General features: G+C 51.8%; 30 protein-coding genes. 13 read left to right on the top strand and 17 right to left on the bottom strand.

Annotation, left to right across the window (positions count from 1 at the left end):
- The first annotated feature begins 66 nt into the window (after positions 1-66).
- Genes J2T14_RS28140 through J2T14_RS28150 form a run of 3 tightly spaced genes read left to right on the top strand, consistent with a single transcriptional unit; the run spans position 67 to position 1,725 of the window.
- On the top strand, positions 67-771 hold the full coding sequence (locus tag J2T14_RS28140) for an IMP cyclohydrolase (RefSeq protein WP_307207519.1): 705 nt from the start codon (positions 67-69) through the stop codon (positions 769-771).
- A gap of 19 nt (positions 772-790) precedes the next feature.
- Positions 791-1,333 (top strand): TlpA family protein disulfide reductase, encoded by a 543-nt coding sequence (locus J2T14_RS28145; protein ID WP_307476339.1) that lies wholly within the window; start codon positions 791-793, stop codon positions 1,331-1,333.
- A 2-nt stretch (positions 1,334-1,335) separates the two neighbouring features.
- Positions 1,336-1,725 carry a ribosomal maturation YjgA family protein gene (locus J2T14_RS28150; protein ID WP_307476341.1) on the top strand — a complete coding sequence of 130 codons (390 nt, stop codon included), beginning with the start codon at positions 1,336-1,338 and terminating at the stop codon, positions 1,723-1,725.
- Here J2T14_RS28150 and J2T14_RS28155 read toward each other — a convergent pair.
- Entirely contained in the window at positions 1,722-2,402 is a 681-nt protein-coding gene (locus J2T14_RS28155) for an AlkZ-related protein (protein ID WP_307476342.1), read from the bottom strand. The genes J2T14_RS28150 and J2T14_RS28155 overlap by 4 nt on opposite strands.
- Positions 2,403-2,601: 199 nt before the next feature.
- Here J2T14_RS28155 and J2T14_RS28160 point away from each other — a divergent pair, with 199 nt between their 5' ends.
- Positions 2,602-3,411: an alpha/beta fold hydrolase gene (locus tag J2T14_RS28160; protein ID WP_307207511.1), complete on the top strand. Its 810-nt coding sequence runs from the start codon at positions 2,602-2,604 to the stop codon at positions 3,409-3,411.
- Positions 3,412-3,471: 60 nt separating this feature from the next.
- Complete coding sequence (locus J2T14_RS28165) at positions 3,472-4,152, top strand: hypothetical protein (RefSeq protein ID WP_307476344.1); 681 nt, start codon at positions 3,472-3,474, stop codon at positions 4,150-4,152.
- 67 nt (positions 4,153-4,219) lie between these two features.
- Here the strand turns inward: J2T14_RS28165 and J2T14_RS28170 are convergent, their stop codons facing one another.
- Positions 4,220-4,888 carry a hypothetical protein gene (locus tag J2T14_RS28170; protein WP_307476345.1) on the bottom strand — a complete coding sequence of 223 codons (669 nt, stop codon included), beginning with the start codon at positions 4,886-4,888 and terminating at the stop codon, positions 4,220-4,222.
- 170 nt (positions 4,889-5,058) lie between these two features.
- On the opposite strand from J2T14_RS28170, the gene J2T14_RS28175 reads away from it, so the two are divergent.
- Together J2T14_RS28175 and J2T14_RS28180 are read left to right on the top strand one after the other, a co-directional pair.
- Positions 5,059-6,099 (top strand): LacI family DNA-binding transcriptional regulator, encoded by a 1,041-nt coding sequence (locus tag J2T14_RS28175; RefSeq protein ID WP_307207505.1) that lies wholly within the window; start codon positions 5,059-5,061, stop codon positions 6,097-6,099.
- Between the two features lie 42 nt (positions 6,100-6,141).
- Entirely contained in the window at positions 6,142-8,331 is a 2,190-nt protein-coding gene (locus tag J2T14_RS28180; RefSeq protein ID WP_307476348.1) for an alpha-galactosidase, read from the top strand.
- Between the two features lie 86 nt (positions 8,332-8,417).
- On the opposite strand, the gene J2T14_RS28185 is transcribed toward J2T14_RS28180, so the two are convergent.
- A complete protein-coding gene (locus J2T14_RS28185; protein ID WP_307207502.1) occupies positions 8,418-8,711 on the bottom strand; it encodes a hypothetical protein in 294 nt (97 codons plus the stop codon).
- A 281-nt stretch (positions 8,712-8,992) separates the two neighbouring features.
- On the opposite strand from J2T14_RS28185, the gene J2T14_RS28190 reads away from it, so the two are divergent.
- Complete coding sequence (locus J2T14_RS28190; RefSeq protein ID WP_307476350.1) at positions 8,993-9,817, top strand: MerR family transcriptional regulator; 825 nt, start codon at positions 8,993-8,995, stop codon at positions 9,815-9,817.
- A gap of 37 nt (positions 9,818-9,854) precedes the next feature.
- Positions 9,855-11,603, top strand: a complete 1,749-nt coding sequence (locus J2T14_RS28195; protein ID WP_373458224.1) for an ABC transporter ATP-binding protein — start codon at positions 9,855-9,857, stop codon at positions 11,601-11,603.
- 43 nt (positions 11,604-11,646) lie between these two features.
- Here J2T14_RS28195 and J2T14_RS28200 read toward each other — a convergent pair whose 3' ends face one another.
- Complete coding sequence (locus J2T14_RS28200) at positions 11,647-12,378, bottom strand: MOSC domain-containing protein (protein WP_307476354.1); 732 nt, start codon at positions 12,376-12,378, stop codon at positions 11,647-11,649.
- A gap of 149 nt (positions 12,379-12,527) precedes the next feature.
- Positions 12,528-13,205 (bottom strand): TIGR00266 family protein, encoded by a 678-nt coding sequence (locus tag J2T14_RS28205; RefSeq protein WP_307207495.1) that lies wholly within the window; start codon positions 13,203-13,205, stop codon positions 12,528-12,530.
- Positions 13,206-13,357: 152 nt separating this feature from the next.
- Here J2T14_RS28205 and J2T14_RS28210 point away from each other — a divergent pair, with 152 nt between their 5' ends.
- Positions 13,358-13,951, top strand: a complete 594-nt coding sequence (locus J2T14_RS28210; protein ID WP_307207493.1) for a YitT family protein — start codon at positions 13,358-13,360, stop codon at positions 13,949-13,951.
- A gap of 85 nt (positions 13,952-14,036) precedes the next feature.
- On the opposite strand, the gene J2T14_RS28215 is transcribed toward J2T14_RS28210, so the two are convergent.
- The 12 genes from J2T14_RS28215 to J2T14_RS28270 all read right to left on the bottom strand — a co-directional run bounded on the left by J2T14_RS28215 (position 14,037) and on the right by J2T14_RS28270 (position 23,084).
- Positions 14,037-14,552 (bottom strand): DinB family protein, encoded by a 516-nt coding sequence (locus J2T14_RS28215; RefSeq protein ID WP_307476356.1) that lies wholly within the window; start codon positions 14,550-14,552, stop codon positions 14,037-14,039.
- Between the two features lie 86 nt (positions 14,553-14,638).
- Complete coding sequence (locus tag J2T14_RS28220; RefSeq protein ID WP_307476358.1) at positions 14,639-15,316, bottom strand: PspA/IM30 family protein; 678 nt, start codon at positions 15,314-15,316, stop codon at positions 14,639-14,641.
- Between the two features lie 33 nt (positions 15,317-15,349).
- Positions 15,350-15,562, bottom strand: coding sequence for a PspC domain-containing protein (locus J2T14_RS28225; RefSeq protein WP_307207486.1), 213 nt, complete (start codon positions 15,560-15,562; stop codon positions 15,350-15,352).
- 214 nt (positions 15,563-15,776) lie between these two features.
- Entirely contained in the window at positions 15,777-16,124 is a 348-nt protein-coding gene (locus tag J2T14_RS28230) for an antibiotic biosynthesis monooxygenase (protein WP_307476360.1), read from the bottom strand.
- Positions 16,125-16,127: 3 nt separating this feature from the next.
- A complete protein-coding gene (locus J2T14_RS28235; RefSeq protein WP_307476362.1) occupies positions 16,128-17,132 on the bottom strand; it encodes a siderophore ABC transporter substrate-binding protein in 1,005 nt (334 codons plus the stop codon).
- A 69-nt stretch (positions 17,133-17,201) separates the two neighbouring features.
- The gene (locus J2T14_RS28240) at positions 17,202-17,960 is read right to left on the bottom strand and encodes an iron ABC transporter ATP-binding protein (RefSeq protein WP_307476364.1); all 759 of its coding nucleotides are present in this window, start codon (positions 17,958-17,960) and stop codon (positions 17,202-17,204) included.
- Positions 17,957-18,904, bottom strand: coding sequence for an iron chelate uptake ABC transporter family permease subunit (locus J2T14_RS28245; protein ID WP_307476366.1), 948 nt, complete (start codon positions 18,902-18,904; stop codon positions 17,957-17,959). Before J2T14_RS28245 ends, J2T14_RS28240 begins: the two co-directional genes overlap by 4 nt.
- Positions 18,897-19,847: an ABC transporter permease gene (locus tag J2T14_RS28250; RefSeq protein WP_307476368.1), complete on the bottom strand. Its 951-nt coding sequence runs from the start codon at positions 19,845-19,847 to the stop codon at positions 18,897-18,899. Before J2T14_RS28250 ends, J2T14_RS28245 begins: the two co-directional genes overlap by 8 nt.
- Positions 19,848-19,967: 120 nt before the next feature.
- A complete protein-coding gene (locus tag J2T14_RS28255) occupies positions 19,968-21,506 on the bottom strand; it encodes an AraC family transcriptional regulator (RefSeq protein ID WP_307476370.1) in 1,539 nt (512 codons plus the stop codon).
- A 257-nt stretch (positions 21,507-21,763) separates the two neighbouring features.
- Complete coding sequence (locus J2T14_RS28260) at positions 21,764-22,132, bottom strand: DUF6220 domain-containing protein (protein ID WP_307476372.1); 369 nt, start codon at positions 22,130-22,132, stop codon at positions 21,764-21,766.
- Positions 22,125-22,610, bottom strand: a complete 486-nt coding sequence (locus tag J2T14_RS28265; RefSeq protein ID WP_307476374.1) for a DUF6022 family protein — start codon at positions 22,608-22,610, stop codon at positions 22,125-22,127. Before J2T14_RS28265 ends, J2T14_RS28260 begins: the two co-directional genes overlap by 8 nt.
- Before the next feature lie 39 nt (positions 22,611-22,649).
- Entirely contained in the window at positions 22,650-23,084 is a 435-nt protein-coding gene (locus tag J2T14_RS28270; RefSeq protein WP_307207478.1) for a DUF6526 family protein, read from the bottom strand.
- A 165-nt stretch (positions 23,085-23,249) separates the two neighbouring features.
- Here J2T14_RS28270 and J2T14_RS28275 point away from each other — a divergent pair, with 165 nt between their 5' ends.
- From J2T14_RS28275 to alr, 3 genes are all read left to right on the top strand, one after another.
- A complete protein-coding gene (locus J2T14_RS28275) occupies positions 23,250-23,834 on the top strand; it encodes a TetR/AcrR family transcriptional regulator (protein WP_307476376.1) in 585 nt (194 codons plus the stop codon).
- A gap of 107 nt (positions 23,835-23,941) precedes the next feature.
- Positions 23,942-25,186 (top strand): LolA family protein, encoded by a 1,245-nt coding sequence (locus J2T14_RS28280; protein WP_307476379.1) that lies wholly within the window; start codon positions 23,942-23,944, stop codon positions 25,184-25,186.
- Positions 25,187-25,335: 149 nt separating this feature from the next.
- The gene (gene alr, locus J2T14_RS28285) at positions 25,336-26,523 is read left to right on the top strand and encodes an alanine racemase (protein ID WP_307476381.1); all 1,188 of its coding nucleotides are present in this window, start codon (positions 25,336-25,338) and stop codon (positions 26,521-26,523) included.
- Positions 26,524-26,620 lie beyond the last annotated feature (97 nt).

Below are 26,620 nucleotides of genomic sequence, written 5' to 3' on the forward strand. Positions count from 1 at the left end.
TCTTTTTGCCAAAAGTAGGGATATGATGGATGAAACGTAGAAAATGATATAAAGGTGGATGGCAGGATGACGAATGTTGAGCAGCAGCTCTTTGCTAACCCGTATCCAGGCAGAACGTTAACGATTGGAATGACGCCTTCGGGAGAGCACTACGCGCAAATCTATTGGATTATGGGGAGAAGCGACAATAGCCGCAATCGAGTGTTCGAGTTGGACGGGCATAGCGTGAGGAACGCGGCCTACGACCCCTCGAAGCTGGAGGACCCTTCCTTAATTATCTATCATCCGATTCGAGTGCACGAAGAGCAGCACATTGTATCGAACGGCGATCAGACGGACACCTTGCATGACGGATTCGCCCAAGGCCTTACGTTCGAGGATGCGTTAAAGGAGAGGCAGTACGAGCCGGACCCGCCGCATTATACGCCGCGAATATCGGGAGTAATCGATACCCGCGCACGTCAATACAGCTTATCGATCCTAAAGTCGAATAACAATGACAAGGCCGTGTGCATCCGCAATTTCTATCACTACAGCTCCTTTACGCCAGGAATCGGACATTGCATTCATACTTATAGATCGGAAGAGCATGGGGTGCTGCGGCCGTTTATCGGCGAGCCTATAGAGATACCTATATTCGACTCCATGAAGGAGACGGCTGATTTTTATTGGCGCAGCCTTAACGAGGACAACAAAATTTCGTTGCTCGTTAAATATATAAGCGTGCAAGATCATACTTCGCATTTTGTGATTATAAATAAAAACCGTTGAATAATGGAGGGCATCCGAGGTGAAGAAGAAGCTGCTCGCGGCGCTCGCCGGAACGATCGTCTCGGCGGCGTTGCTCATAGGCGGAGTGCAGATATACAACTATATAGAGCAATCGATACCGCTCGAAACGGTGATTACGGAACAATATGGCGAGCGTATGATCGACTTCGAATTGCCGGATATGGCGGGTAATTCGATTCAAGTAACGGCATCGTCGGGGAAGCCGAAGCTGATTAATTTCTGGGCTTCCTGGTGTCCGGGCTGCAAGAGCGAGGCCGAGGATTTGAACCATATTTATTCGAAATACAAGGAAGAGATCGACATTATATCCGTGAACGTGACAACGGAGGACAGCGTGGAAGAGGCACAAGCTTTCCTTGAAGCCTACGACGTCCAAATGCCTACGCTGCTCGATAGGGAAGGGATCGTGTCTGCGCAGTATCGCATAACGGCGATCCCGACTAATTTTTTCGTCCGGGCGGATGGCACAATTGGGCAAATCACCTATGAGCTTACGAAGTCCGGAGCTGAGCCGTTCATCCAAGAGCTGCTGGGACAATAGCGATGATGAAAGCCAGACTCTATTATATGGCTGCCATACTATTAATCGTAGCCTCCGGTCTTGGCGTTCGAATGTATTCGGAGGCGCTTCCGCCCTTTGTCGCCGATCATTTCGGAGATGCCTTATGGGCATGCATGATCTATTGCAGCGTTCGATGCTTGTGGGTGAATAAGCCGGTATCATGGGCGATAGTCATAAGTATAGGCATATGCTTCGCGATCGAGTTCAGCCAGCTGTATCAAGCGAATTGGATCAACGCAATCAGACATACGACGCTAGGCGGACTCGTCTTGGGTCATGGGTTTCTATTCATTGATCTAATAAGGTATAGCGCCGGCATTATGCTTGCAGCAATCGTCGATGTAATGAAACGCCTAAGTCCGCGGACTTAGGCGTTTAATTTCAGTTTTTTGGCAAAATAGCCGTATGACTTCTCCGTCGTACACAACTCGCGAAGACCGGTGCTGATCTGGTCTCTGGCCTGCTGAATCGATGGAGCCTCCGGTATATCGTTGTCCGGCCTCTGCTCGAGTTGCTCCAGCCAGTAGTCCGAGGTCTCGTAGCACATGCTGCTCCAGCCACCGTCATGATCGTTTTCCTTCGCGCCGGTAATGACGATGTCGCCGAAGTTCTGCAATTGGACGAGCGCCGACTCATACTCCTTCTTCTGCTCCTTCGCATCGAGCTTGGCTGCTTTGCGTAATTGCCGGGAATCGATATTGCCTGCCTCGCGGATAAGCTCGTAAAGTTTATACGCATGCGTTGATAATAAGCCGTCCCGGTACCTTGCCTCAACCGTTGTTCCACCCGATAATAACACCTTAACAAGCGGAAAGGCGTCTACATGAACGAAAGAGGCCTTCGTACCGAAGAACTTCCCGTACGCCGCATAACCGTCCTTTACGATACGGATCCGCCAAAGCCATGGATCAAGCTCCGTGCCCGTATGCCACTCATTATCGGCTGCCGCTGCAGTAAGCGATGGGTACTCGGCTACCAAATCCGAGAACGGGAATATTCGATAGCGATTAACCTGCTCCACAAACTCCTCATACGTTGTTTTACTCATTTTTTCTGCTGCCTCCCGAATCTATGAATTGGAATCTATTGTTAATTATACCCAATCGGATCTTAGATTAATAGGGAAGTTGAAATCAGATTAATAGAAGATCGATGACAACCGTTAGGCTTAGGCGTTCACCCATTGCCTGCAAGACGCGTATGCTGATTGTAATGAGAGCTCAGTTGTGTCTAAGGGAGGAATCGGCATGGGGTATTACGTGGAAGTGGAGACTGATGTGAAAATATACGTAGAGGACGTGAATCCGTCCTGCACGAACGTGATCCTGTTCATACATGGCTGGCCGGCGAGCCATAAGCTGTTCGAGTATCAGTTTGGCGTGCTGCCGGCGATGGGCTATCGCTGTATCGGCATCGACCTTCGCGGCTTCGGCCAATCCGACAAGCCGTGGGAAGGGTATAGCTATGATAGGCTTGCGGACGATATCCGCTGCGTTGTCGAGGCGCTTGGACTACGGAGCTTCTCGCTTGCAGCGCACTCTGTCGGCGGCGCGATTGCGATCCGGTATATGGCCCGTTACCAAGGGTACGGCGTGAAGAAGCTGGTGCTGCTCGCTGCTGCTGCACCCAGCTTCACCAAGCGTCCGAAGTTTCCGTACGGCCTGGAGAAGGAAGAAGTGAATCAGCTTATCGATGCGACGTATAACAATCGCCCGAGAATGCTGCAGGATCTGACGTATTCGTTCTTCTATCAAAATGTCGGCGAACCTCTAGCGGATTGGTTTTTCCAGATGAATCTTCAGGCAGCGGGTTATTCGACGGCGGCAGTGATGGAGTCGCTAAGGGATGAGGTGTTATTCGGCGATCTGCCTTGGATCAAAGTGCCTACCTTGATTCTCCAAGGCATTCATGACGAGATCAGCAAACCGCCGCTGGCGGAAGCGCTGCACGAAGGCATCGCCAATTCGCGATTGATATGGCTGTATAATAGCGGTCACGGATTGATGTGGGAGCAGCGGAACGAGGTCAACGACGAGATAAGCAAGTTTATCGGCTAGCGAAGCAACTTAATGAGCATGTCCTCCGTCTAGAATGGAAAAATGGAGGGAGCAAAATGAATGAAGCGTTCTATCGGTTGTCGGTCGTTCGCCGTCATGCTTATACTCGTGCTTGCCTTTCTTGCGACAGGCTGCGGGCGATCGCAAGGGGGATATAAGGACGATGTATTAATCGGTTTTTTCTCAAGAGTGGATGCCGAGCAAGGGAAAGTGATCGTAGACATTTCGGATTGGGCGCATCGGAATGATAAAGGGCCGGGGCAGAACGATTGGGGCGCGGAGTATCATGGCAGGCTCACGAGTAGCACCATTATACGTAATGAAGCAGGAGAGACAGTAGATCTCGCGACCTTAAAGGAGGGTCAGAGAGTACGCATCTATCCGCCTGATTCAAGCACGGATAAGCTCGATGAGCTTGTCGTTCTGGAGATGACCGAGCAGGAGAAGTATAAGCGGATGGGATGGCTGGCTCAGGGCAAAGGCAGACTGCATACAGTCGTCGTAAGCGGCGAGAATGTCGATGAACGCTATGACGACAGCAAAATGGAACAGGAGATCCCATCGGCACTGAAAGGCGGGCTTGCCCTCATGGGATATGTACCGGATCATAACGTGATTATCGATGTGAAGGGACAATTCGAGCTTGAAGCATTTCCTGCCTTCCTTGTATTCGATGACGAGAAGCTGGTTTACAAAACTTACGATACAGCGGAGTTGGAGAAGTTTCTGCGATCGCAATAAGCAAGAACGGCTGGCAGAGAAGGATATTGTTCCTTCTCTGCCAGCCGTTTGACGTTTCCTGCTTGGCTTAGATCGTCCATTGCGAATGAACGACGGCGCTCACGTACCAAAACCCTTCATGCTGCTCGAGCACCAGGATGAGACTTTCCCAATCCATCCCTTCATATTGCTTGTCGAAGCCGCTGAAATGATAATCGACGATATAGCTATTCGGGAATACTTCATCGATGTTGACGATCGTATTTCCATGTCCAAGGATCTCATCTTGGCCAACGCTCTCCGCATCGATAAACGGTTTGTCGTAAACGAATTTATCGTAATATTGCGCGAAGGTTAGCTCAATCGGGTCGCCTGAACCGTCATGGACGCCCCACGTACGAACGGTTGCATCGGTCAAATCAGGCAATTCGTCCTTTTGAAAGACGAGCGCGGTTGCTTGATCGATATGGGCGTAAGGGGAGAATAGCAGCCCCTTCTCCGGATGGATAACCGCGGCAAGCTTCGTCAAATCTTTGTCCTTCAACGCGCGAATGACGGCATCGGCAGCCTCTTGGCTAGTCGCTGCTGCATGATCGCCGTTCTGCTCGTCACCGCCTTGATTAGCTTGGTTGTCGTTATCGTTGGTAGGGACAGGGCTCGCAACAGGGCTGCCGCCTGTATTGTCAGGGTCGCCGCCGTTTGCCGAGCAGCCGATTAGCAGCGCGAACAGTGCGATTGAAAACATGAGCTTTTTCATTATCATTTTGATCCCCTCTACTTAGGTTAGTGTCAAAAATGCTATTGTATGATGTCAGACGCAATCGCCATGTAAAAGTTGCAGGCGGGCTTGTATTGAAAGCGCTCGTTTGCTAAAATAGGCATTGTTAAACGTTTAGTAAAATTATTAACTAAATTAGAAGGTGCGACATGGCAACGATAAAACAGATTGCGCAAGAAGCCGGTGTTTCCGCTGCCACCGTATCCAGGGTACTGAACAACGATTTGACTTTATCGGTTAGCGAGGAGACAAGAACCCGTATCTTTAGCATTGCCGAACAGCTCCAATATAAGCCAACGCGATTGCGGCGGATGAAGAAAGAAGAGCTGCTGTCCAGGCAGCAGATCGGACTGCTGATGTGGTCATCGCTTGAGGATGAGCATAACGATCCTTATTTCTTCTCCATACGCAAAGGGATCGAGAAGCGCTGCGAAGAGCTCGGACTCTCGATCATGAAGGTGCTTCGCGGCAATGGACGGGACGAATGGCAGCCGCTGCACGAGCTCGACGGGTTAATTGTGGTTGGCTCGATTAACGATCAGGACGTTAATCACCTGTATGCGAATCGGGATCGAATCGTGTTTCTGGACCATAATACGCCGCCGCATGACTGCGATTCGGTTAACCTCCATTTTGAGCAAGCAATGAAGGACGTGGTCGGGCATCTGCTTGCGCTTGGTCATACTTCCATTGCGATGATCAGCGGCGAAGATCGTTTGCATACGCTGAGCCATCAGCCGATGCAAGCGCAGGAAGGCATCGATCCGCGGCGCCATTATTTCAATCTGCTATTGAATGAACGCGGCTTGTACCGCCCGGATCGGATCGTGATGGCAGACTGGTCCTCCGGCGGAGGTTATGAGGCGATGAATAAGCTGCTGGATCGTGCCCAAGATCAGCTTCCGACGGCTTGTTTCGTCGCCAGCGATCCGATGGCTGTCGGCGCATTGCGGGCCCTGCATGAGCGGGGGGTGCGAGTGCCGGAAGACATGGCGGTTATCGGTTTCGACGATATTGAGCTGTCTGCGTATTTGAGCCCGCCGCTCACTACCGTCCGCGCACATACGGAGCAGATGGGCAGAACGGCGGCGGGGTTGCTGCTGGAGCGCATTGAAGGCCGTGAAGCAGCCGTTCACGTCGAGGTCAACACGACGTTGATGGTAAGGGAAAGCTGCGGGTATAAGGCTTAGTTTTTTGCACGATATTACATGAACCGTTTGGAGGATATGACAATGTCTATTCATTATGATGAACTGAAAAAGGTATTTCATTTGCAGTCGAAGGATACGAGCTACGTTATTCAGCTTACGAAGCAGGGTTACCCGGCGCACTTGTATTGGGGCAAAAAGGTTCGCGGCTTGCAGCTTGACCGATTGCTGGAGCTTAAGGAGCGCGCTTCGTTCAGCCCGAGCACGGATATGAGCCAGCTCGCGTTGTCGCTCGATACGCTGCCGCAGGAATATCCGACTTACGGAAGCTCCGATTTCCGGACGCCGGCCATTCAAGCGGCGCTGCCGAACGGTTCGACCGTTTCGGAGCTTAGCTATGCTTCGCATACGATTCGCAGCGGCAAGCCGGAGCTTGCAGGTCTGCCTTCTGTATACACGGAGCAAGATGACGAGGCTCAGACGTTGGAGCTGACATTGAAGGATGAGCTGACGGGCCTTACGGTCGTTCTTGCCTATACGGTATTCGTGAACTTCGATGCGATTACTCGCTCGGCTACGATAATCAATAATGGCAGCTCGACTCTGCAACTGCAGCGGGCGCTTAGCATGAGCCTTGACTTCGCGCATGACCGGTTCGAAATGCTGCAATTGTCCGGCGCATGGACGCGCGAGCGTCACGTGCATAAGCGAAAGCTAGAGCCTGGCATGCAGTCGGTGGAGAGCCGCCGCGGTTCGAGCAGCCATGTGCAAAATCCGTTTATCGCCCTTCTGGCTGAAGGAGCGGACGAGGATCATGGCGATGTATACGGGGCGAGCTTCGTCTATAGCGGCAATTTCGTTGCCGGCGTCGAAGTCGACCAGTTCCATTCGGCACGCCTGTTCATGGGACTCAATCCGTTCGACTTTAACTGGAGACTGGAAGCGGGCGAGCGGTTCCAGACGCCGGAGGTTGTCCTTGTTCACTCCGATCAAGGACTTGGCGGCATGTCGCGCAGCTTCCACGATCTGTATCGCTCAAGACTGACTCGCGGTCAGTTCCGCGACAAGACGCGTCCGATTCTCGTCAACAACTGGGAAGCGACGTACTTCAACTTCAATGCAGACAAGATCGAATCGATCGCCAAAGTCGGACAAGAGCTGGGCATCGAGCTGTTCGTACTCGACGATGGCTGGTTCGGCAAGCGCGACAATGACAAGACTTCGCTCGGCGACTGGTTCGTCGACCGCAACAAGCTGCCGAACGGACTGGAAGATCTCGTCAGCCGCGTGAAGCGACTCGATATGCAGTTCGGCCTATGGTTCGAGCCGGAGATGATCTCGCCGGAGAGCGAGCTGTATCGCGAGCATCCGGATTGGTGTCTCCATATTGAAGGTCGGAGACGTACGCAGGCTCGTCAACAGCTTATTCTTGACCTTAGCCGTGCGGACGTTCGCGAATATATCGTACGAGTGATATCGGATATTCTCTCCAGCGCGCCGATCACTTACGTGAAGTGGGACATGAACCGCAACATGACCGAGATCGGTTCGGCCCTTCTGCCGCCGGAACGTCAGCGCGAGACGGCACACCGTTACATGCTTGGCTTATACGAGGTGCTTGAGAAGATTACGAGCTCGTTCCCGCATATTTTGTTCGAGAGCTGCTCGGGCGGCGGCGGACGCTTCGATCCGGGAATGCTCTACTATATGCCTCAGACATGGACGAGCGATAATACCGATGCGGTTTCCCGTCTGAAAATTCAATACGGTACAAGCATCGTGTACCCGGTAAGCTCCATGGGCGCTCACGTATCGGCCGTGCCGAACCATCAGGTAGGCCGAGTGACGTCGCTTGAGACAAGAGGCAATGTCGCATTGTCGGGCAACTTCGGTTATGAGCTGGATTTGACGAGATTTACGGAGGAAGAGAAGGAAACGGTTAAAGAGCAAGTAGCGCTGTATAAGGAAGTCCGTCATTTGGTGCAGTTCGGCGACTTCTATCGCCTGCTTAGTCCGTTCGAGGGCAACGAGACGGCATGGATGTTCGTGGCGAAGGATAAGAGCGAGGCGTTCGTTGTGTTTGCCTCCGTTCTTCAAGAGCCGTATCCGAAGCTGGACCGTTTCCGTCTGAAAGGACTCGACCCGAATCGGGATTATGTGCTTGATGGCGGGGAAGGCGCATACGGCGGCGACGAGCTGATGTTTGCCGGACTCAAGGTACCGCAGTTCCACGGCGATTATGCAAGCCGCGTATACCGATTCCGCGCGCTGTAGGAAGCAGCGATAGCGGTGAAGAAGAAGGCCTCATCCTTGATGGATGAGGCCTTGCGCGTTTAATTGGTATATAGAAAGTATGGCGACTAGTAGCTAGATCCAAGTGACGCGATGAACGTTCCCAAGAATAGTACGACGATCAACACATAAAGAATAGTAATGATCAATGCCCACAGCAAAGCGGCTTTATAATAGTTCTGTTTAGTCGGGTTGCCTTCGCCGAAAGCCCACACGAACATCATGATGATGTTGACGATTGGAATGATCAGAATAAGCATTTGCAGCATCCAGTCCTTAACGGTAATAACTGGCGATACTTGCTGATTCGGATTGTACCCCCCGTTGTAAGGATTGACTTGCGGCTGATTGTTGTAATCCAATTGATTCGCTCCCTTAAGTTCGATTAACGTTGTCACACAACGTTCACATGATTATTATAGCGGGAACGAAGTTTATTTCAATCCCTTTTTTGCTAAAATCCCCCTAAAATATTAAAAATACTACGAAACTTGTCCCATTATTCGCTAGAATAGTAGATTAATAGACAACTGTACAGCAGGTCTTTTAGGGATAAATGTCGAAAAAAACGATTTAAATTAGCAATGAAACGATTGCTATTGACGTTACGTCAAGTCCTATACTAAAGCCAGGAGGTGCAGGCATGGATCCACATATGCAGCCTAATCAGAAGTACGCCATAGGCGCTTTCGCCAAGCTGACGGGTGTAACGGAGCGGGCGCTCCGATATTATGACCGCAAAGGACTGCTCGCGCCGTCCATCCGCAATGAGCACGGCCACCGTTTTTATACCGAGCAGGACCTGCTGCAATTGCAAAAGATTTTAACGCTCAAATATTTGGACTTTTCGCTGGAGGAGATCGGAAGTTATTTAGAGAGGCCGGAGGTCGATTTGCAGCACTCGTTGGCGGCCCAATATGAAATGCTTCAGCAGAAGCAGAGGCAGCTTGAACGGGTAATGGAGACGATCTCGCGCATGCGGAAGCTCGTGGAAGGAGCGGGCAAGGTCGATAGCCATCTGCTTCTCGTATTCATTCATAGCATTCAGCATGAAGAGGTGCAGAAGCAATGGCTGTCGCGGCAAATGCCATCCTCGGTGGTCGACGCTATTTATATGAAGGGCATGTCCAAGGAAGAACGGTTGGAGCAAGAGAAGCAGATGATCGCGATATTGTTGCGGATGAAGGAGCTTCATAAACAAGGTATGGAGCCTTCGGATGAAAAGGTAGCGGCAATGGGAGTGGAAATGCTGTTTTTGTTGGAGAGTCTGCTTAGCACGGTTATTAAAGGGCTTTGCGAGCAGGAACTCGCGCAGATTGAAGCGATCGGCAACATTGAAGGAAGCATCGATCCTTTCTTATTCCCGAATGCCTTCACGAAGGAAGAGGAAGTTTTTTTCGCGAGCGCATTTGAGCACGTGGAGGCGCTTAAGAAGCTGGCTAGGGGAGATGTTCGAGATGAAGGATAGGGAAGAATCAAGAGCAGGGGCAACTGAAGCTGCCGGTATGAATGTCGTTCAGTTCTTCAAGCTAATAATGAAGCATAAGCCGGCTGCCTGGTTGATTGCCGCCGCTGTGTTGTTAGGTATAGGAGAGACGGCGCTATCGCTGGCGATACCTTTGCTGACGATGGATATGGTCGAGGAGCTGTCTGCCTCGAGCCTGAGGGCGGCAACGATTTTTGTACTGGGAGCTGTATTTCTGACGCAGACGGCGATGTCCGGCTTCTCCGTCTATACGATGTCATACATCGGCCAATATGTCATAAGCGGACTGCGGGGCGAGGTATGGGGCCGGGTATTGAAGCTTCCGATTCCATTCTTTGACCGGAACAGCTCGGGCGAGACGATGAGCCGTGTAACGAACGATACGAACGTGATCAAAGATTTTATCGTCGGGCATGTGATATCGTTTCTTGGAGGCATCATCTCGGTAGTCGGGGGCGTCATCCTGCTGCTGACGATCGATTGGCGCTTGACGCTTCTCATGCTCGTAGCCGTCCCCGCTGCATTGCTCATCCTATGGCCGCTCGGGTCGAGGATGTTCAAAGTGTCTAAGGCGATGCAGGACGAGACGGCGCTGTTTCAAGGCGATCTTGGCCGCGTGCTGTCCGATATTCGGCTTGTGAAGGCTTCTTTAGCCGAGCCGCTGGAGAAGCGGCAGGGCAGCTTCCGCATCGCCAGACTGTTTCGATTCGGGCTGCAGGAGGCCAAGATTGTCTCGATCGTATCGCCGCTAATGATGTCGGTCATGCTGCTCATTCTCGTGATGCTGATCGGATACGGCGGCGTGCGGGTTGCGCAAGGCTCGCTTAGCGGGGGAGAGCTGGTCGCCATCATCTTATACATGTTCCAGATTGTGATGCCGTTCACGCAGATGGCTTCGTTCTTCACGCAATTTCAGAAAGCCATGGGGGCTTCTGGGCGGCTGCAAGAGCTGCTGGACGAACATCCCGAGCAGTATGCACATGCGGATGCGGCAGAACATCATGCATATGAGGCATCTTCCGCTGCAACGAAGCAACCGATTGAATTCGTCGATGTGGGGTTCGGCTACACGCCGGATCGCGGCTTGCTGCAATCCTTGTCGCTGCGGATAGAACCGGGACAGATGACGGCTTTCGTCGGCCCGAGCGGTACGGGCAAGACGACGTTATTTTCCTTGATCGAGCGTTTCTATGAGCCTAGCTCGGGCTTCATCAAGTATGGCGAGCATCCCATTGCCGATATGCCGCTGGAGGCGTGGCGCAGGCGAATCGCATATGTCTCGCAGGATAGCCCGATGATGGCAGGAACGATCCGGCATAACTTGACCTATGGACTACTCGATCTGACCGATGAAGTTAGGCTAAGGGAGGCGATCGGGCAAGCGAACTTGACTTCCTTTCTATCCTCGCTCCCCGAGGGCTTCGAGACGGAGGTAGGAGAGAGGGGCGTGAAGCTGTCCGGCGGGCAGCGCCAGCGTTTGGCGATTGCCCGCGCGATCCTGCGCGATCCGGACATTCTGCTGCTCGACGAGGCGACGGCGCATCTCGACAGCGAGTCGGAGCGGCTTGTACAAGAGGCGCTTAAAGCGCTGATGCAAGGCAGAACGACGCTCGTCATCGCTCATCGCCTCTCGACCATTCGCGGAGCCGACCGGATCGTCGTCTTGGAGAAGGGCGAAGTGACGGGACAGGGCACGCATGCGGAGCTGATGGAGTCGCACGAGCTTTATAACAAGCTCGTACAGCATCAATTCGTAGCTGACATCTAGTCTATTGCTCATAACCGTGCGCTACAGGAACTTAGGCGCACGGTTATTCCGTCATATACACGGCATCGCCAACGGCCAATCGACCGGTATGCTCGACGCTCGCGTAGACGCCGAAGCTTAGACCGAGCTTTTCGTTCACCGTCCTGAGCAGGGTGCTATCCTTCTCGAGCCGATCCGGATCAATCGTAATCATCGAGCAACGTTCGCATTCGGAATGAATCTGGAGCCTTACCTCACCGACTGACAATCGTTTGCCAATCCACTCTCGTTCATGGCCCGCGTCTTTGTCGATCGCCAGCACGATATTGGCTCTGAACCGTCGTTTGTCTAGCTCCTTGCCCCATAACCGCTCCAACAAACGCAGCGACTCGTCGGTAATGATGAGTATGCCGGCGCTGTCTACAGCCAGCAAGCCTTCGTTGCCAGGCGCATAGTCCACCATCGTCAGCTTGTTCCTCGCATGCGTTTGAATCCGGGCTAACAGCTTGTCATTCCATTCGTAAATACGTCCGTCAGGCCCTGTAATTTCGACAGGAGGGAACGCTTGCTCCGAGCCTTCCCGGGCGAGCTTGGCCTTGTACTCAAGCATGCCCGCGTAATCGCGAGCGGTATAGTATCTGTCCCAGCCATCCTTCGTATCGTCGATGAAAGCACGAGCTCGGTCGCCATATAAGCCATGTGCATCAACGCGACACGAAGCCAAGCTCTCGCCGGCAAAGGATTTGACAGGGTATCTGTTCAGTTGAACGATTGTTCCGATTGGTTTGTTCGACATCGTAACGTTAGCGTCCTTTCCTTTCAAGTGTATAGGATAGAGAAAAAAAGCAGAGAAGCCGGGTTTGCCCAAGCTTCTCTGCTCCGCCCAGCATTCGTATGCTCCCGAATGAAACGCCCCATGCCGCCAAAAGGAAGTCGATAGCCGTCTCACCTTGCCGGAATGAATTGTTTAACCCAACTGCCGAAGCTTGCCGGATTGCGGCTTTGGACAAGAATAACACCCTCGCCGCGGAATCTGCACACGAGCGCCTCGCCGCTCGTAATGCTGGAGAACCAACCCTTCGATGCCTTCTCGATGCTGTACTGCATATAGCTCGGCCAGGCGACCAGATGGCCGTTATCGACAATGACCTCTTCGCCGGGCGCGAGATTAATCGCATGAATAGCGCCGTAGGAGGAGAGGAAGACAGTGCCTCTTCCGCTGATCTCGACGATGAAGAAACCTTCCCCGGAAAATAAGCCTTTGGCGAGATTTTGCATTTTCGTATTGACCTGAATGCTGTCCGATCCGGCCAGAAAACCGTCCTTTTGTACGTTGAGCGTATAACTTCCGTCCAGTTCGATGGACTGAATATCGCCCATTGCGGCGGGTGCGAGCAATACTTCTCCGTTACCTCTTGCAGCGGTCATTTCCTGGAAGAAGAACTTCTCCCCGCTAAGCATCCGTCCGAAGCCTCTCATCAACCCTCCGTCAACCGTGCCTGTCAGATCGATCGTAGGCGACATCGATACCATTGCGCCGGACTCGGCTTTGACCTTCTCGCCCCGATTAAGTCCTACTCTCAGAAGCGCGAACGCGCCTTGGTACAGCACCTCGTATTTCATATGTATTCCTCCCATCCGTGGACCTGTAATCGTCTTTCACTTAGGTCAAGTATAATCCATTTCTATCTTAGAGTGTACGTTCCATTTCCATTCATGCCAAGCCTTATTGAAACATATAGATTAGACAGGCTATTTGTAAGGGACTGGTTGAGATGTTATCGTTGTCCAAAATCGGAGCAATCATCGTCGGAAGCGTGTTAATCGCGATCGGCATTAATATCTTCGTTGTGCCCTTGGGCATTCTTGACGGAGGGGTTATCGGCATTGCGCTTATTATTAATTACCTATTTGGCATCAAGATCGGCTTGGTCATGCTGCTGTCCAGCATTCCGATCTTTGTGTTGATATGGTTTCACAATCGGGAGCTGCTGTTCATCAGCATTAGCGGTTTGCTGTTATCCAGCTACTTGATCGATTTAATGGAGCCTTATCAATATTACTTTAGTTACTACATCGAGTGGACGGCCTTTACGAGAGCTGTTATCGGCGGTTTTATTATCGGGACGGGGATCGGCATTATGCTGCGTTACCATGTATCCACGGGTGGAACGGATCTGGTCGCGGAATATTTATCGGGGTTCGTTAAAATCAACGTCGGCATCATCGTGCTCATTATCGATTTGTTGGTTATAAGCATCGGAGAGTGGGTGCTTCCTGGCGACAGCTTCATGCTGTCTCTTATGACCATTTCGGCAGGCGGAGTAGCGACAAGTCTCTGCACGTTGAAGCGTTCCGAACATGGTTGAATGACACGATAGCTTGAATAGAACAAGACCCCAGCCGCGTGAACGCACGCTGCGGGGGCTTATTCCGTTGCAAGCATGACAACAGCTAGACGGTATACCGCTCTCTAATCATTTTTACATGATGAAGCTCATGGCCGGAAATGATATAAGCGAGCGCATTGACAGTTATTTCGTTGTTATTCACGATGCCTCGCCTTGCCGGAGCGGTAACCGGCAACGTGCGAAGCAGAGACAACGTCGAGCGGCGAATGCTCGTATAGCGCTCCATCAACTCGTCGTTCGATAGGGTGTCGAAGGAAGCGGGTTCTATATAATCGTCTTGTTCGAAGCCCGGCAGCGCTGTAAGGTCGCCTCTGGCAATGCGAAGCAGTCTGTAGCTCATAATGGCTTCCGTATCGGCGATATGTCCGAGCACTTCCTTCAAGCTCCACTTGCCTTCGGCATAGCGGTATAAGGCCTGCTGCTCAGTCAGCGAGGCGTAATAATCGACCGTTTCTTGCTGCTGGCGCTCTAGCAGCTCTACAATATTTCCATCGGGTACAATGCTAACGTATTGATTTTGGTAAGGCGAGTATTCGTCGCTTGCCGGACGCGTGAACATGAAGGTACCATCCTTTCGATTAAGGGAATATTAGCAAGTATAATAAATAAACCGCCCTGCTGGAAGCAGGGCGGTCCACTTTTATGTTAGCCGACGGATTTTTTCTCGAGCAGACGTTTCAACTCTTCGTCGATGCGAGCATTGCGGATCTCGTTTTGCTGTTCTATTGCATGGCCTTGCGTGGACGGCGAGCCGTATGCGCTCTTGGACAGCTCGCGCTGCGCTTCCCATTCCATTACTTTCTGCTCGATCCGATCGAAGCCTCTAGCAGCTTCGCTGCCCTGCAGCGATTGCGACGACATTGGATGGCCGCTTGCGCCAGTACCGCTTTGTCTGACGCGAGCAATTAGCTCCGTGCGTTTGCTTTGCAGGCGAGCTTTCTCTTCCTTCAACGACTCGATGCGCCCTGCAAGCTCGGCAGCAGCATCGGTTGCGATCTGCAGCAAACGCGCTTTCTCTTCCACTTGCTCCATGTAGAGGAGTTTCGCTTCAAGTGCTAATCTAGCATCAGCTTCGCGTTGTTCCGATGCTGCCTGAATTGCTTTGCCCTCGTAATAAGCGGCTTGCTCATTCAGCTCGGTAAGCTTCGCTTGAAGCATGCGAGCCTGTGCTTGCTGTTGAGGCAATGCACGTTCGGCCTTAGCGACCTCCTCGTCCAAGTCGCGCAAATAGTGATTCAGCATCATAACCGGATTTTCCATCTTGTCCAACATCTCATTGGCCGCAGCTTTCGTCATGCTAACTACGCGTTTCAAAATTCCCATCTTCATCAGCTCTCCTTTTATAGTCTAATAATATTAGTAGTGATCTACGAATCTGAAATCTTGGTTCGCCTTCGGAACAACCAACGTGGCAATTAAGTAGATGACGGCCACTGCGCCAAAGCTGAAGAACGATGCGATAACGACTAATAATCTTATTATCGTAGGGTCAATGCCCAGCCATTCGCCCATTCCTCCGCAAAGTCCCGAAAGCTTGCTGTCCGTTGTCGAACGAAACAGTTTTTTCATTGTTAACCATTCCTTTCTGCCTCTCAGCTATACCTTTATTGTAAAGATCGGCAGAAGCTTTCGTAACAGTCCCCGGTCGGTTTTGGAAGCTGGGCTTAAGGCGGGGAAGGGCTACGACGTCTGACGGGGAGATGGTGCTGCCGGCGGTGGATGTCAGATAAAAGAAAGGCCCGAGCAGCTTGCTGCCCGGACCCGATCGTATGGACACTCATGCCTATTCGCTCAGAAAGGTGCGAACTTGGCCGTTTGCCTTGACTGCCTTGACGTTATAAAAGTTAACGGTCGTGCTGATGACGAATTCCGGCGCCGACTGCTGCTCTCCGCGCTTCTGGCGATGCCCAGCGATATGCTCCGGGCTCTTCTCCCAGTTCTTCCAGGCTTCTTCGGATTCCCAGCGGATCGTAACGATAACCTCCTCTTGCTCTTTCTTCTTCTTATTGACCATAACGCTTATATCGATTAAACCCTCGCGGCCGTCCAAGGCGCTAGGTCCGCTGAAACGCTCGACTACTTTATCCGCATTGCCGGGCTCGACCAAGATCGTTCTCGTTTGGTTTAACATCGACTATTCAACCGCCTTTGCTGCTTCATTAATCATTTCCGTACCAGAGATCAAGCCTCCGCCGGACAAGTACCAATAGCCAGGATCGAGATAGAAGATTTTATTGTTTTTGAAAGCGTTCGTTTGTTTGATAAGATCGTTCTCGATGACTTGTTTTGCGGGTTGTGCCCCTTCGCCGCCCGCAACGGCATCTCGGTCGACAACGAACAGGATGTCGGGGTTTTTCTCCAGTACATATTCATTGGATACGCTTTGTCCGTGCGTATCGGATTCAATCGCTGCATCGGCCGGTACGAAGCCGAACACGTCATGAATGACGCCGAAGCGGGAACCGGGTCCGAATGCGGACATTTTGCCGCCTGTCGTCAGAAGGATTAGCGTTTTGCCGGCATTAGCCGCTTTCGCGTTAAGGTCGGCGCTTGCAGCCTGAATGGCTGCAAGTTCTTTCGCTGCCTCCGTGTCTTCGCCGAACGCTTGGCCAATTATCGTTAGGTTGGCAGCGAACGATTGCTCATAATTGGCGTAGTCGACCGACATAAGGATCGTCGGAGCGATCTTGTTCAATTCTCCGTAAGCTTCCGACGTTCTGCCTCCGATGAAGATAACGTCCGGCTTCAATGCGTTCAGCTTCTCGAAGTCGGGCTCGAACAAGGTTCCGGCATTTTCATATTTGCCGTCCTTGTATTTCGCGAGGTATTCGGGAAGGCTTTCTTGCGGTACTGCTGCTACTTCAATGCCAAGCTTATCAAGCGTATCGAGTACACCATAATCAAAGACGACGACTTTAGCTGGATTGGTCTTCACCGTTGCCGTACCTAGCTCATGCTTAATCGTCATTTCGGCAGGTGCGCTTGGCGCTTCCGTTGGCGCAACGGTTGGCGCGTTCGTTGCAGCCTCCGCCTGTGCGGTCGTTGCACCGCCGCTTTTGTTTGCATTGCTGGCGCCGCACGCCGATAGGACGGATGCAAGCATGACAGTTAGAATGATGAGTACGAATGACTTCTTCATTTCTGAATACACTCCTCTTTGCTTCATTTGGTATATAGTCATCCAGGAACCGCGGATTCCCGTTACAACTCAAGAGAAATAAACGCATATTTTGTTGCCGTCAATAAGATGAATCGGAATATCCATATCGTAGACGCCCTTCAGAACCGCCGAATCGATCATTTCGTTAGTTGGCCCTTCACGGACGATACGCCCTTCCTTCATGGCGACGATCGCATCGGAATAACAGGAGGCGAAGTTGATGTCATGCAGGACGAGCACGACCGTGCGTCCGAGTTCATCCGTTAACCGCCGAAGCACCTTCATGATTTGAACGGAATGCTTCATATCGAGATTGTTAAGCGGCTCGTCAAGGAGGATGTACTCCGTATTCTGGGCGAGTACCATGGCGATGAACGCACGCTGTCGCTGCCCGCCGCTTAGCTTGTCGAGATATTGATTGCGAAGCGGTTCAAGCTCCATGTATTGGATCGCTTCTTCGACCTGCTGTTTGTCCTCGCTTGTCAATCTGCCCCGAGAATGGGGGAAGCGGCCGAATTCAACGAGCTGTTGAATGGTCAGCCGAACGTTAATGTCGTTCGTCTGCTTCAAGATCGATACGGTTCGCGCAAGCCGCTCGCTGTCGGTTTGCACGACATTAAGGCCGTCGATGCTCACCTCGCCGGCATCCATAGGAAGCAGCCGGCTCATGATGGAGAGCAGCGTGCTCTTGCCCGCGCCGTTAGGTCCGATAAGCGAAGTGATGCGCCCTTTGGCGATACGCACATGGATGTCGTGAATGCCTTGTCCTGCGCCGTATCGTTTGGTTACGTTGCGCACGTCAATCATGTTTTGTCCTCCTTCAGCATCAAAATAAGAAAGTACCCGCCACCGATGAAGTTAAGAATAACGCTTAGCGAGGTGGAGAAGGTGAATATCCGCTCAACGACGAGCTGTCCTCCAATTAGGGACGCTACGCTTATGAGGATCGCTGCCGGTAAGACAGTGCTGTGACGGTATGTGCCGACTACCCGGTAAGCGACGTTCGCGACGAGCAATCCAAGGAATGTAATAGGGCCGACAAGCGCCGTCGATGTGGCTACGAGCACGGCAACGCATATGAGCATCCTGCGAACGGTTCGGTCATACGGTACGCCAAGATTTACGGCATGCTCCCTACCCAGCGCAATCACGTCCAAATATTTGAACTCGCGATAGAATACCGATACTGCCGCAATCGATATTAATGCTGCCATAAGCAAAATATCGGAGTTCACGTTATTGAAGCTCGCGAACATTTTGTCCTGCACGAGCAGGAAGTCGTTCGGATCGAGCAGCATTTGCAAAAACGACGATATGCTCGAGAAGAACGTTCCGCAAACGATGCCGACGAGCAGCAGGAAGTACAAGTACCTGCCTTGTATTCGGAATAGCATCCGGAACAGCAGTCCGGAGAAAGCAACCATGAGAATAACAGACAACGCGAATTGTTCATGCTTGCCGATCGCCGTAAAGGCCGATGAGCCGAATACGAATATAATGACGGTATGCAGCAGCAGGTAGAGCGAGTCGAGTCCAATGAGGCTAGGCGTCAGAATCTTGTTGTTCGTCAACGTCTGGAACACGACGGTCGAATAAGCGATCGCTGCGCCCGTCAACGCGATAGCGCCGATCTTGCGCGCTCTGCGCGGCAGGACGTAATCCCAATCCCCTGAGGCGTCGATCGTTAGAAATACGGCTGTTAGGCCAAGTGCGAGCGCGGCGAGCAGCAGCAGCTTCCAATGGTCACGCATATGATGGTCTCCTTAGCAGCAAATACAGGAAGATCGCGCTTCCGAGCACGCCTACCGTTAATCCGATCGGTATTTCGTACGGGAAGATAGCAATGCGTCCGATAATATCGCAGCCGAGCACGAATACGGCGCCGAGCAAGGCGGTATGCGGCAGGCTGCTCTTCAGGTCGTCGCCGCGGTAGAGCGAGACAAGGTTCGTGATTATCAGCCCAAGGAAAGGCAACGAGCCGATCGTAAGCAGCACAACCGAGGATACGAGCGCCACGATGACGAGTCCGATGCTCACGACTCTGCGGTAATGCAGGCCGAGATTTGTTGCGAAATGTTCTCCCATGCCGGCAATCGTGAACCGATTGGCGAATAGATAAGCAATCGCGATGACAGGCACGCTCAAATATAACGTTTCGTAGCGTCCTTTCAGCACGACGGAAAAGTCGCCGTTCAGCCAGCTGTTAATGCTGTTCAGCAGATCGTACTTTAGCGCCAGGAACGTTGTGACCGCACCGATGACGCTGCCGAACATAAGGCCGATAAGCGCGATTAGAATCGGTTCGCGGTATTGGATACGATCCAATATTCGCATGAATGCATATGTACCGATCAGCGCGAACACGAATGCAATGGCAATTTTCATGAGCGGCGGGGCGTTCGGCACGAGCAGAATGGATAATAACGCGCCAAGGCTGGCAGCATCGGTCGTGCCGGCAGTCGAAGGAGAGACGAATTTGTTGCGCGCGAGCTGCTGCATGAGCAGGCCGGCTACGCTCATGCCGATACCCGCAAGCCATATGCTCACTAAGCGGGGAATACGGCTGACAAGCATCACTTGCATCTGCTGCTCGGTCATCGAGAAGAGATCCCAGGGGCGCAAGTCGGTTACGCCTACAAATAAGGAGACGATCGACAGCGCCAGGAAGGCAATCCATAAGTAGGCGAGTTTCATTGGCGCTTCTTCGCTCCTTCTTCTTAAATGATAATGATAATCAAAACCACCGATAGTTCCCTATGTTACACGAATAAAAAAGAAACCGGAATGGACATTCCGATTTCTAAATGGATTTTTCTATTTGTTGTTGTTTGGGGTGGCTTGCAGCAGGGCTACGATCTGGTCGACAAGCTGCTCATGCATGGCTGCGTTGTACAGAAAGGGTCCTTGGAGCCGGATGGACAACGCCTGCGATTCGAAGGCATGGAGCTGTCTCCATTCGTTCTCTAATGAGGCGATGTCGGTATCGGACGCCGCATATTCGATCAGAAGCAGCGCATGGGCGCAGCCGAGCTCCGCCGCCTCCCGCAAGCTCGCGATTTCGTGAAAGCCGAGTCCATCGACGGCCGGAGGAGAACCGAATCTCAGCTCCTCGTACAGGAGGTCGGTGAATTTGCGCCGTTCGTTGCCGTAGATCCACATCGCGTCCTTCCGAATGCCGATCAGCACGAACGGCGTATCCGGGTATTGGGCGGCGACATGCTTACGGGCGTTATCGGTCTTGCGTCCGAACTCTGTCAGCCACCGTTCGGCTACGCTCTTTATCCCAAGAAGCCGACCGAATTCGAGCAGTCTTTTCTTCCAAGAGTAAGAGCGCCATTGATATGCGGTTAACGGGGCGATAACATTTAGCTCGTCATGGAGCTCCTCCGGAATGGGGCCGGAAATGATCCGATCCGGCTTGGCCTGCCGTATCGCTTCTATGCAGTTCTCTCTAATGCCAGGGTTCATATGCCAATCCCGCGGCGTCGTGACCCGAGGCGTTATTCCGAGCACCTGTAGGTCGCCGGTGAAGATGGGGCTAAGATTGGCGATGGATACCTGCGCTCTCGCTGCGTAATCGGTAGGCGTGAGCCCCATCTGCTTCTTGAACAGCCGGCTGAAATAATATTCGTCGAGATAACCGACGGAATGAGCAGCCTCGGAAACGGAGACAGAAGGATCTGCCAGCAAACGGAGCGAGGCGTTAAGGCGCGTGGAAATGACGTATTTCAGCGGGCTTAGGCCGGTCCGTTCCCGGAATGCTTTGTAGAATTGGCTCGCGCCTACGCCGGAGCTGCGCGCCAGATGCTCCATATCAAGCGCGGAATCGTAGCTGCCGTGTATCGTTCGCTTCGTCTTCTCGATGTAGGCGTTCAATTCGGCTTCGCTTGCGACGTGCTTGTCCGGCGTCCCCTTCGCATACTCTGCGGCAATGGCGTAGAGCCGAGCTTGCAACTGCCAATGCTCGGACAAGCCGGCATTCTGTTCGTCTGCAGTGAAGGCGTGAAGCCAGTTCTTCATCTGCGGAAAGCGGAATGAATGAGGCGCGTTTCGATCATCGATCGCTGCAAGGCGTCCCTGGCTATCTTGGCACGCGAACTCGATCAATACAATTCTCGCCTTGGAGGAAGTATAGCTGCGCAGCAAGGGCTGACGATCGGGTCTCATATAAAATAAGTCTCCGGCGAATACGTGCATATCCTGAGAAAGGCCGTCTTCCGACCAGACAATATCGCAGTCGGGACTTACGCCGAACCGATAATATTCCGTCGGCGGTAACGGACAACTCTCGCCGATGTCTAGTTTTATCGTAATGGTACGCATATATTGCAAATAAAGTTTTTCGTCGTTCATGCCAACAGCACATCCCCTATGATTCTTGGCCATAACCATTCGTTCATCATTGATATGCAATTCACGCGAGCACACCTTCAATAATTATACGATAAGTTACGGGAATATGGATGTACCGCCCAAGCAAGCGGCTGCCGATCGTCGAATCTTTTGGCAGAAGAAGCGCGAACAATCCAGCAGCGGGAAGCAAGAAAGGAGGAGCCGAAACGTTTCGGCTCTCTCTTCTTACTCATCTTCGAGACTAATATACGGCCGAATTAAGCCGAACGAATAATGACCATGCAGTTCCAAAATAATAGAAGCGCGATTAACGGATGCAACGCTGATAATATTCCGATTTGCGAGGAAAATATGGCTGTAAGAAACAACCCGATAATCATGCCGAACAACCCGGCACATCTCCAAAGCGTCTTTTTGGGCAAGCGGGCGATCAACGCCAACGCAATCATCATTAAGGGAAGCAAGCCAAAAAATCTGGCGAAGCTCACATGAGCAAGCCAATTGCTCGAATCGACGAATAGCGCAAGACCTGCGAAAAAAACCTGAAGCAATATGGAACCGGCAAACAGCCACGTAAGCACGATAAAGATGGTACGCGCAATACGGTTATTCGGTGTTTCATGCATAAAAACCATATTTCCTTTCATTTGGTTCTGATTGGATGATCACATCGGGAATATCGGTATGGTCGGTTACGGAAATCGAATAAATTTGCGGCGGTCTCGGTATACGAAGACGGGTATGATCATGGAATATTCGCGTAACCAGCGTTCCCAGCTCTCTGCCGTCTGTCTGGCAAATAACGCTCCAAAACCGTCTTTCCCGATCATCCGGCGGTCCCCAACGCTCATCCGATTGGACAAAGCTCCCCGGCAGGACCGGGCGGGGTGTCAGTCCGGCGCCGGCCAGCTCTGCCACCAAAGGATGAAAAAGCTTAATGCAGAAGAAGCCGTAAGCCGAATCCCCGTTTCTTGCAAAAATACGCTCGGTTTCGGGCAAATGCTGCTTCCATACGTTCTCCCAGTTGGCATTCAAGTATTGTTGGCAGTAGGTGGCCAGCATTTTCATCGTTGTACTTTTAAACGTTTCAATCAGCATGCTCATTTTTTACCCTCCGTGTATCTTTGTATTTTGCATGAGGCTTCAAACCCGATCGTAATCGGCCTTCCATGACTGGATGGAACGTTTGATGTCGTCCGAAGCCATGTCTGTCTCAGCGCCTCGCTCGCATAATGACAAGAACTCGTCGTCTGATGCGAATCGAAGGGCAATAATTTGACTCATGTTCAATCTCGGGTCAAGCCGCTTGCCCGTAAGGACGAAGTGGCGCAAGTTTTCTTCCGCGCGAATGGCGCGGTCCTGGGCTTTGCAAGCGAACATGCGGGCAAAAACCATTGTCATGACGGCCATGAGTGAAAGGGATACGGCAATCAGGGAAGTAAACAGAGTTTCCCAGCTCCTTTCAGCAACAAACAAATATGCGATAGAAGCGGCTGATGTTGCTAACCCGAGAGGAACTAGAAAATAATGAAAAGCAGGTATTGTTCTCATGTAATTGCTGTAATTCTGGGGTTTCATGACTAAAATCCTCCATTCTCTTGAAATTGAGTGAGTGCACACTCATTAGGCGATGTAGAGCAGCATCAGAGGCAGACAGCCCTGCCTTGACTTTGAGTGAGTGCACACTCATAATATTAGCATACTTAGCCATTTACTACATGTCAATAGAATGAGGGATTAAGAATGGATTTGAAAATCAGAATAGCTGAAGCGGCGGAACAAGTATTACTGACAAACGGACTAGCCAAAACAACAACGAAGGAAATCGCAAAGGCGGCCGGTTGCTCGGAAGGCTCGCTATACAACCATTTTAAGAGCAAAGAGGATTTATTTCTCCATGTCGTACGGAACCAATTAAAAATGCTGATGGCCGCTATGACATCACTGAGAAGCCTGCCCGGAAAAGGAACCGTACGCGGCAATATGGAAGAAGTCGCTTTGGCGGCGCTAAATGATTATAATCACTCGATGTCCATGATTTGCTCTATTTTTTCCGAACCGGGTATTTTGGACCGCCATCGCGAAGGATTCGAATCGCGCAACGAAGGCCCGCATAGGGCGAATGAAACGGTAGAAGGCTATTTGCTGGAAGAAAAGAGGCTAGGCCGAATCCCGGAGGGAATGGATGCGAGAGCTGCTGCTGATCTGCTGCTGGGAAGCTGTTTTCAGCATGCATTCCAATCGAGCTTTACGGGCAGGGAGGAAACGCAGGAAGAACGTTCCCAATATGCAAAGCGTATCGTGGATACGATATTCCGGGATTGCTAATTTCAGTTAAATACCTTATAGGCTTGTCAAACTAGTCCGCATAATTGGTCAAGTCCCCTCATAAGAATGGTATCAGTTATAAAACATTGTGCAGAGGGGATGATTTCATGCGTCGCATTGCATGGACCGCGGCAATCTTGTTATGTTTCTCGTTAATAGCAGCCGCTTGCGGTACGAAGGACGCCGAGTCCGTAATTAAGGATCTCGACAAAGTAGTCAACAGTATGGAGAGCTATCAAGGAAGCGGGACGATGACGCTGAACACGAGTCAACAGCCGCTCACGTACAAGGTTGAGGTGTCTTATCAGAAGCCAACCTACTATCGAATCAAGCTGACGAATGAGGAAAAGGATATTACCCAAATTGTGCTTCGCAACGATGACGGCGTGTTCGTACTAACGCCAAAGCTCAATAAAGTATTCCGCTTCCAAAGCGATTGGCCGCAAAATCAAGGCCAAGTTTACTTATATCAAACACTCGTTCAGAGCATTCTGGTAGACGGCCAGCGTGAATTCGCGGTCGAAGAGAATGATTACGTGTTCGACGTTATGGCGAACTACAATAACGGCTCGCTTGCCCGCCAAAAAATTTGGCTGAACAAATCGGACTACCGCCCGTCGAAGGTAGAAGTCAGCGATACGAATGCGGCCGTCATGGTCGAAGTGAAATTCGATTCGTTCGAGTTCGGCCAGAAGTTCGATAAGAGCGTATTCGAGACGGAAGCCAATATGAACGCCGCTCCATCGAGCCAAAGCAGCGATGAGCCGACTGTCGCTACTCCCGAGCAGGACGACGATAACGCATCGGCTGAAAATAGCGGCGATGATGCCGCAGTCCAAGAAGATGACGCAGCGGCTGAAGGCGATCAAGCTACGGAAGGCGATCAATCGCCGGACAATAGTGCGGTTGGCAGCGACAATAAAGGTTCGGGCACGAACGGCGATCCGGATGCGCCAAGCGTTGAAGATGAGGAAACTTCGGCTGGCGTGGAAGGAGAGTCAGATGCGCCGTTCGTTGCGATGGGTCCATCCTATACGCCTGAAGGCTCTAACTGGCAAGATATGATCGATATCGTATTCGGCGGCAATCCTGGCGTCATGAACCGATATTCGGGTGAATACACGTATACGCTGATCCAGACGCAGCCGAAGGATATGGCAACTTCGCTTGTAGAAGGCGATATGGTTGATCTTGGATTCACGATCGGCGAACTGACAAACTCTACGGTCGATGATCAGAAGACGCTTACGTGGACGTATGAAGGCAGCCAATTCCGTCTCACAAGCGCGAATCTGCCGCAAACCGAGATGATTAAGATCGCGCAATCGGTGCAAGGCGAGATCGATAAGTAATAGAAGCGGTATTCTGCAATTTCCAAGACGTACTAGTCGAATCCGGACGCCATTTCATTGACAGTCTTAGCAGCAACGTTTAACATTATTTCTATTGATGTTTGCTGCTCGGACTGTTGTGGCTGTCAGATGAGGAGAAGGTGAACGACTTGGAATCGTTTTATCGCCCGACAAGGGTAGAAATCAATTTAGATGCGCTGAATCATAATTTGCAAGCTTTCAAGCAAGCGATGCCGGCGGATTGCCGGCTAATGGCGTCGGTGAAAGCCAATGCGTATGGTCATGGGGCCGTCGAAATCGCAAGGGAAGCTGAGCGGGCCGGGGTTGACTACTTGGGTGTCGCCTTCCTGGACGAAGCGCTCCAGTTGCGCAATGCCGGCATTCGTACGCCAATTCTGGTGCTCGGCTTCGTTCCATCGGATGCGCTGCAAGCGGCGAGAGACAATGATGTGACAATCAGCTTGTTCCGGGAAGATATTGTCGAAGCGGCATCCAAGCTTAACGACGATCTTGAAGGACGCAAGCTGAAGGTCCATATTAAGATCGACTCAGGCATGGGGAGACTGGGCATTGTAGGGCTTCAGGGCGCTCAAGCCTTCATTAGGAAGGCGCTTAATGTGGGGCAGCTGGAGGTCGAAGGGATGTTCACTCACTTTGCCCGGGCTGACGAGGCCGACAAGAGCTACACGAGGCTGCAGCATGAACGTTTCAGCGAAGTTGTTGATTTCGTCCGTCGCGAAGCGCTGCCGATCCCGATTATTCACGCAGCGAATAGCGCTGCGGGCATCGACACGCCTGAATGGGCTGGCGGAATGCTTCGTCTTGGCATTAGCATGTACGGCTTGTATCCTTCTGCCGAGGTGAATAACCAGAGAATTGCGCTTGAACCGGTCATGTCGCTTAAGACCGGAGTGGCGATGGTGAAGACTGCGCCGGAGGGCTGGGGCATCAGCTACGGTACGCGATATTTTACGGCAGGCGAGGAGCTGATCGGCACGTTGCCGATCGGTTATGCCGACGGTTTCAGTCGTATGCTGTCGGGCAAGGCTCATGGCCTTGTACGCGGGGTGAGACGTCCGATTCGCGGCACGATTTGTATGGACCAGTGCATGATTGCGCTTGATGGCGTACAGACGGAAGCGGATCCGGAGCCCGTTCAAGCCGGAGAAGAGGTCGTGCTCATCGGCCGTCAGGACGGGTCCGTTATTACGGTCGAAGAGGTAGCGGATCAGTTAGGCACAATCAATTACGAGCTGATCTGCATGATTGCGGCACGAGTTCCACGGATTTACGTTAAGAACGGACAGGTCGCGGCCATTACGAACGCACTCGCATAAACTTTTTCCAAAAATTATATTTGGATATTTGTCACTGCGTAAGAGGAGTTTCGCACTTTAACGCGAATGTAGTATGACAGTTGATCTACCGGGATGA

The sequence above is a fragment of the Paenibacillus harenae genome, assembly GCF_030812415.1.
Lineage (GTDB): Bacteria > Bacillota > Bacilli > Paenibacillales > Paenibacillaceae > Pristimantibacillus > Pristimantibacillus harenae_A.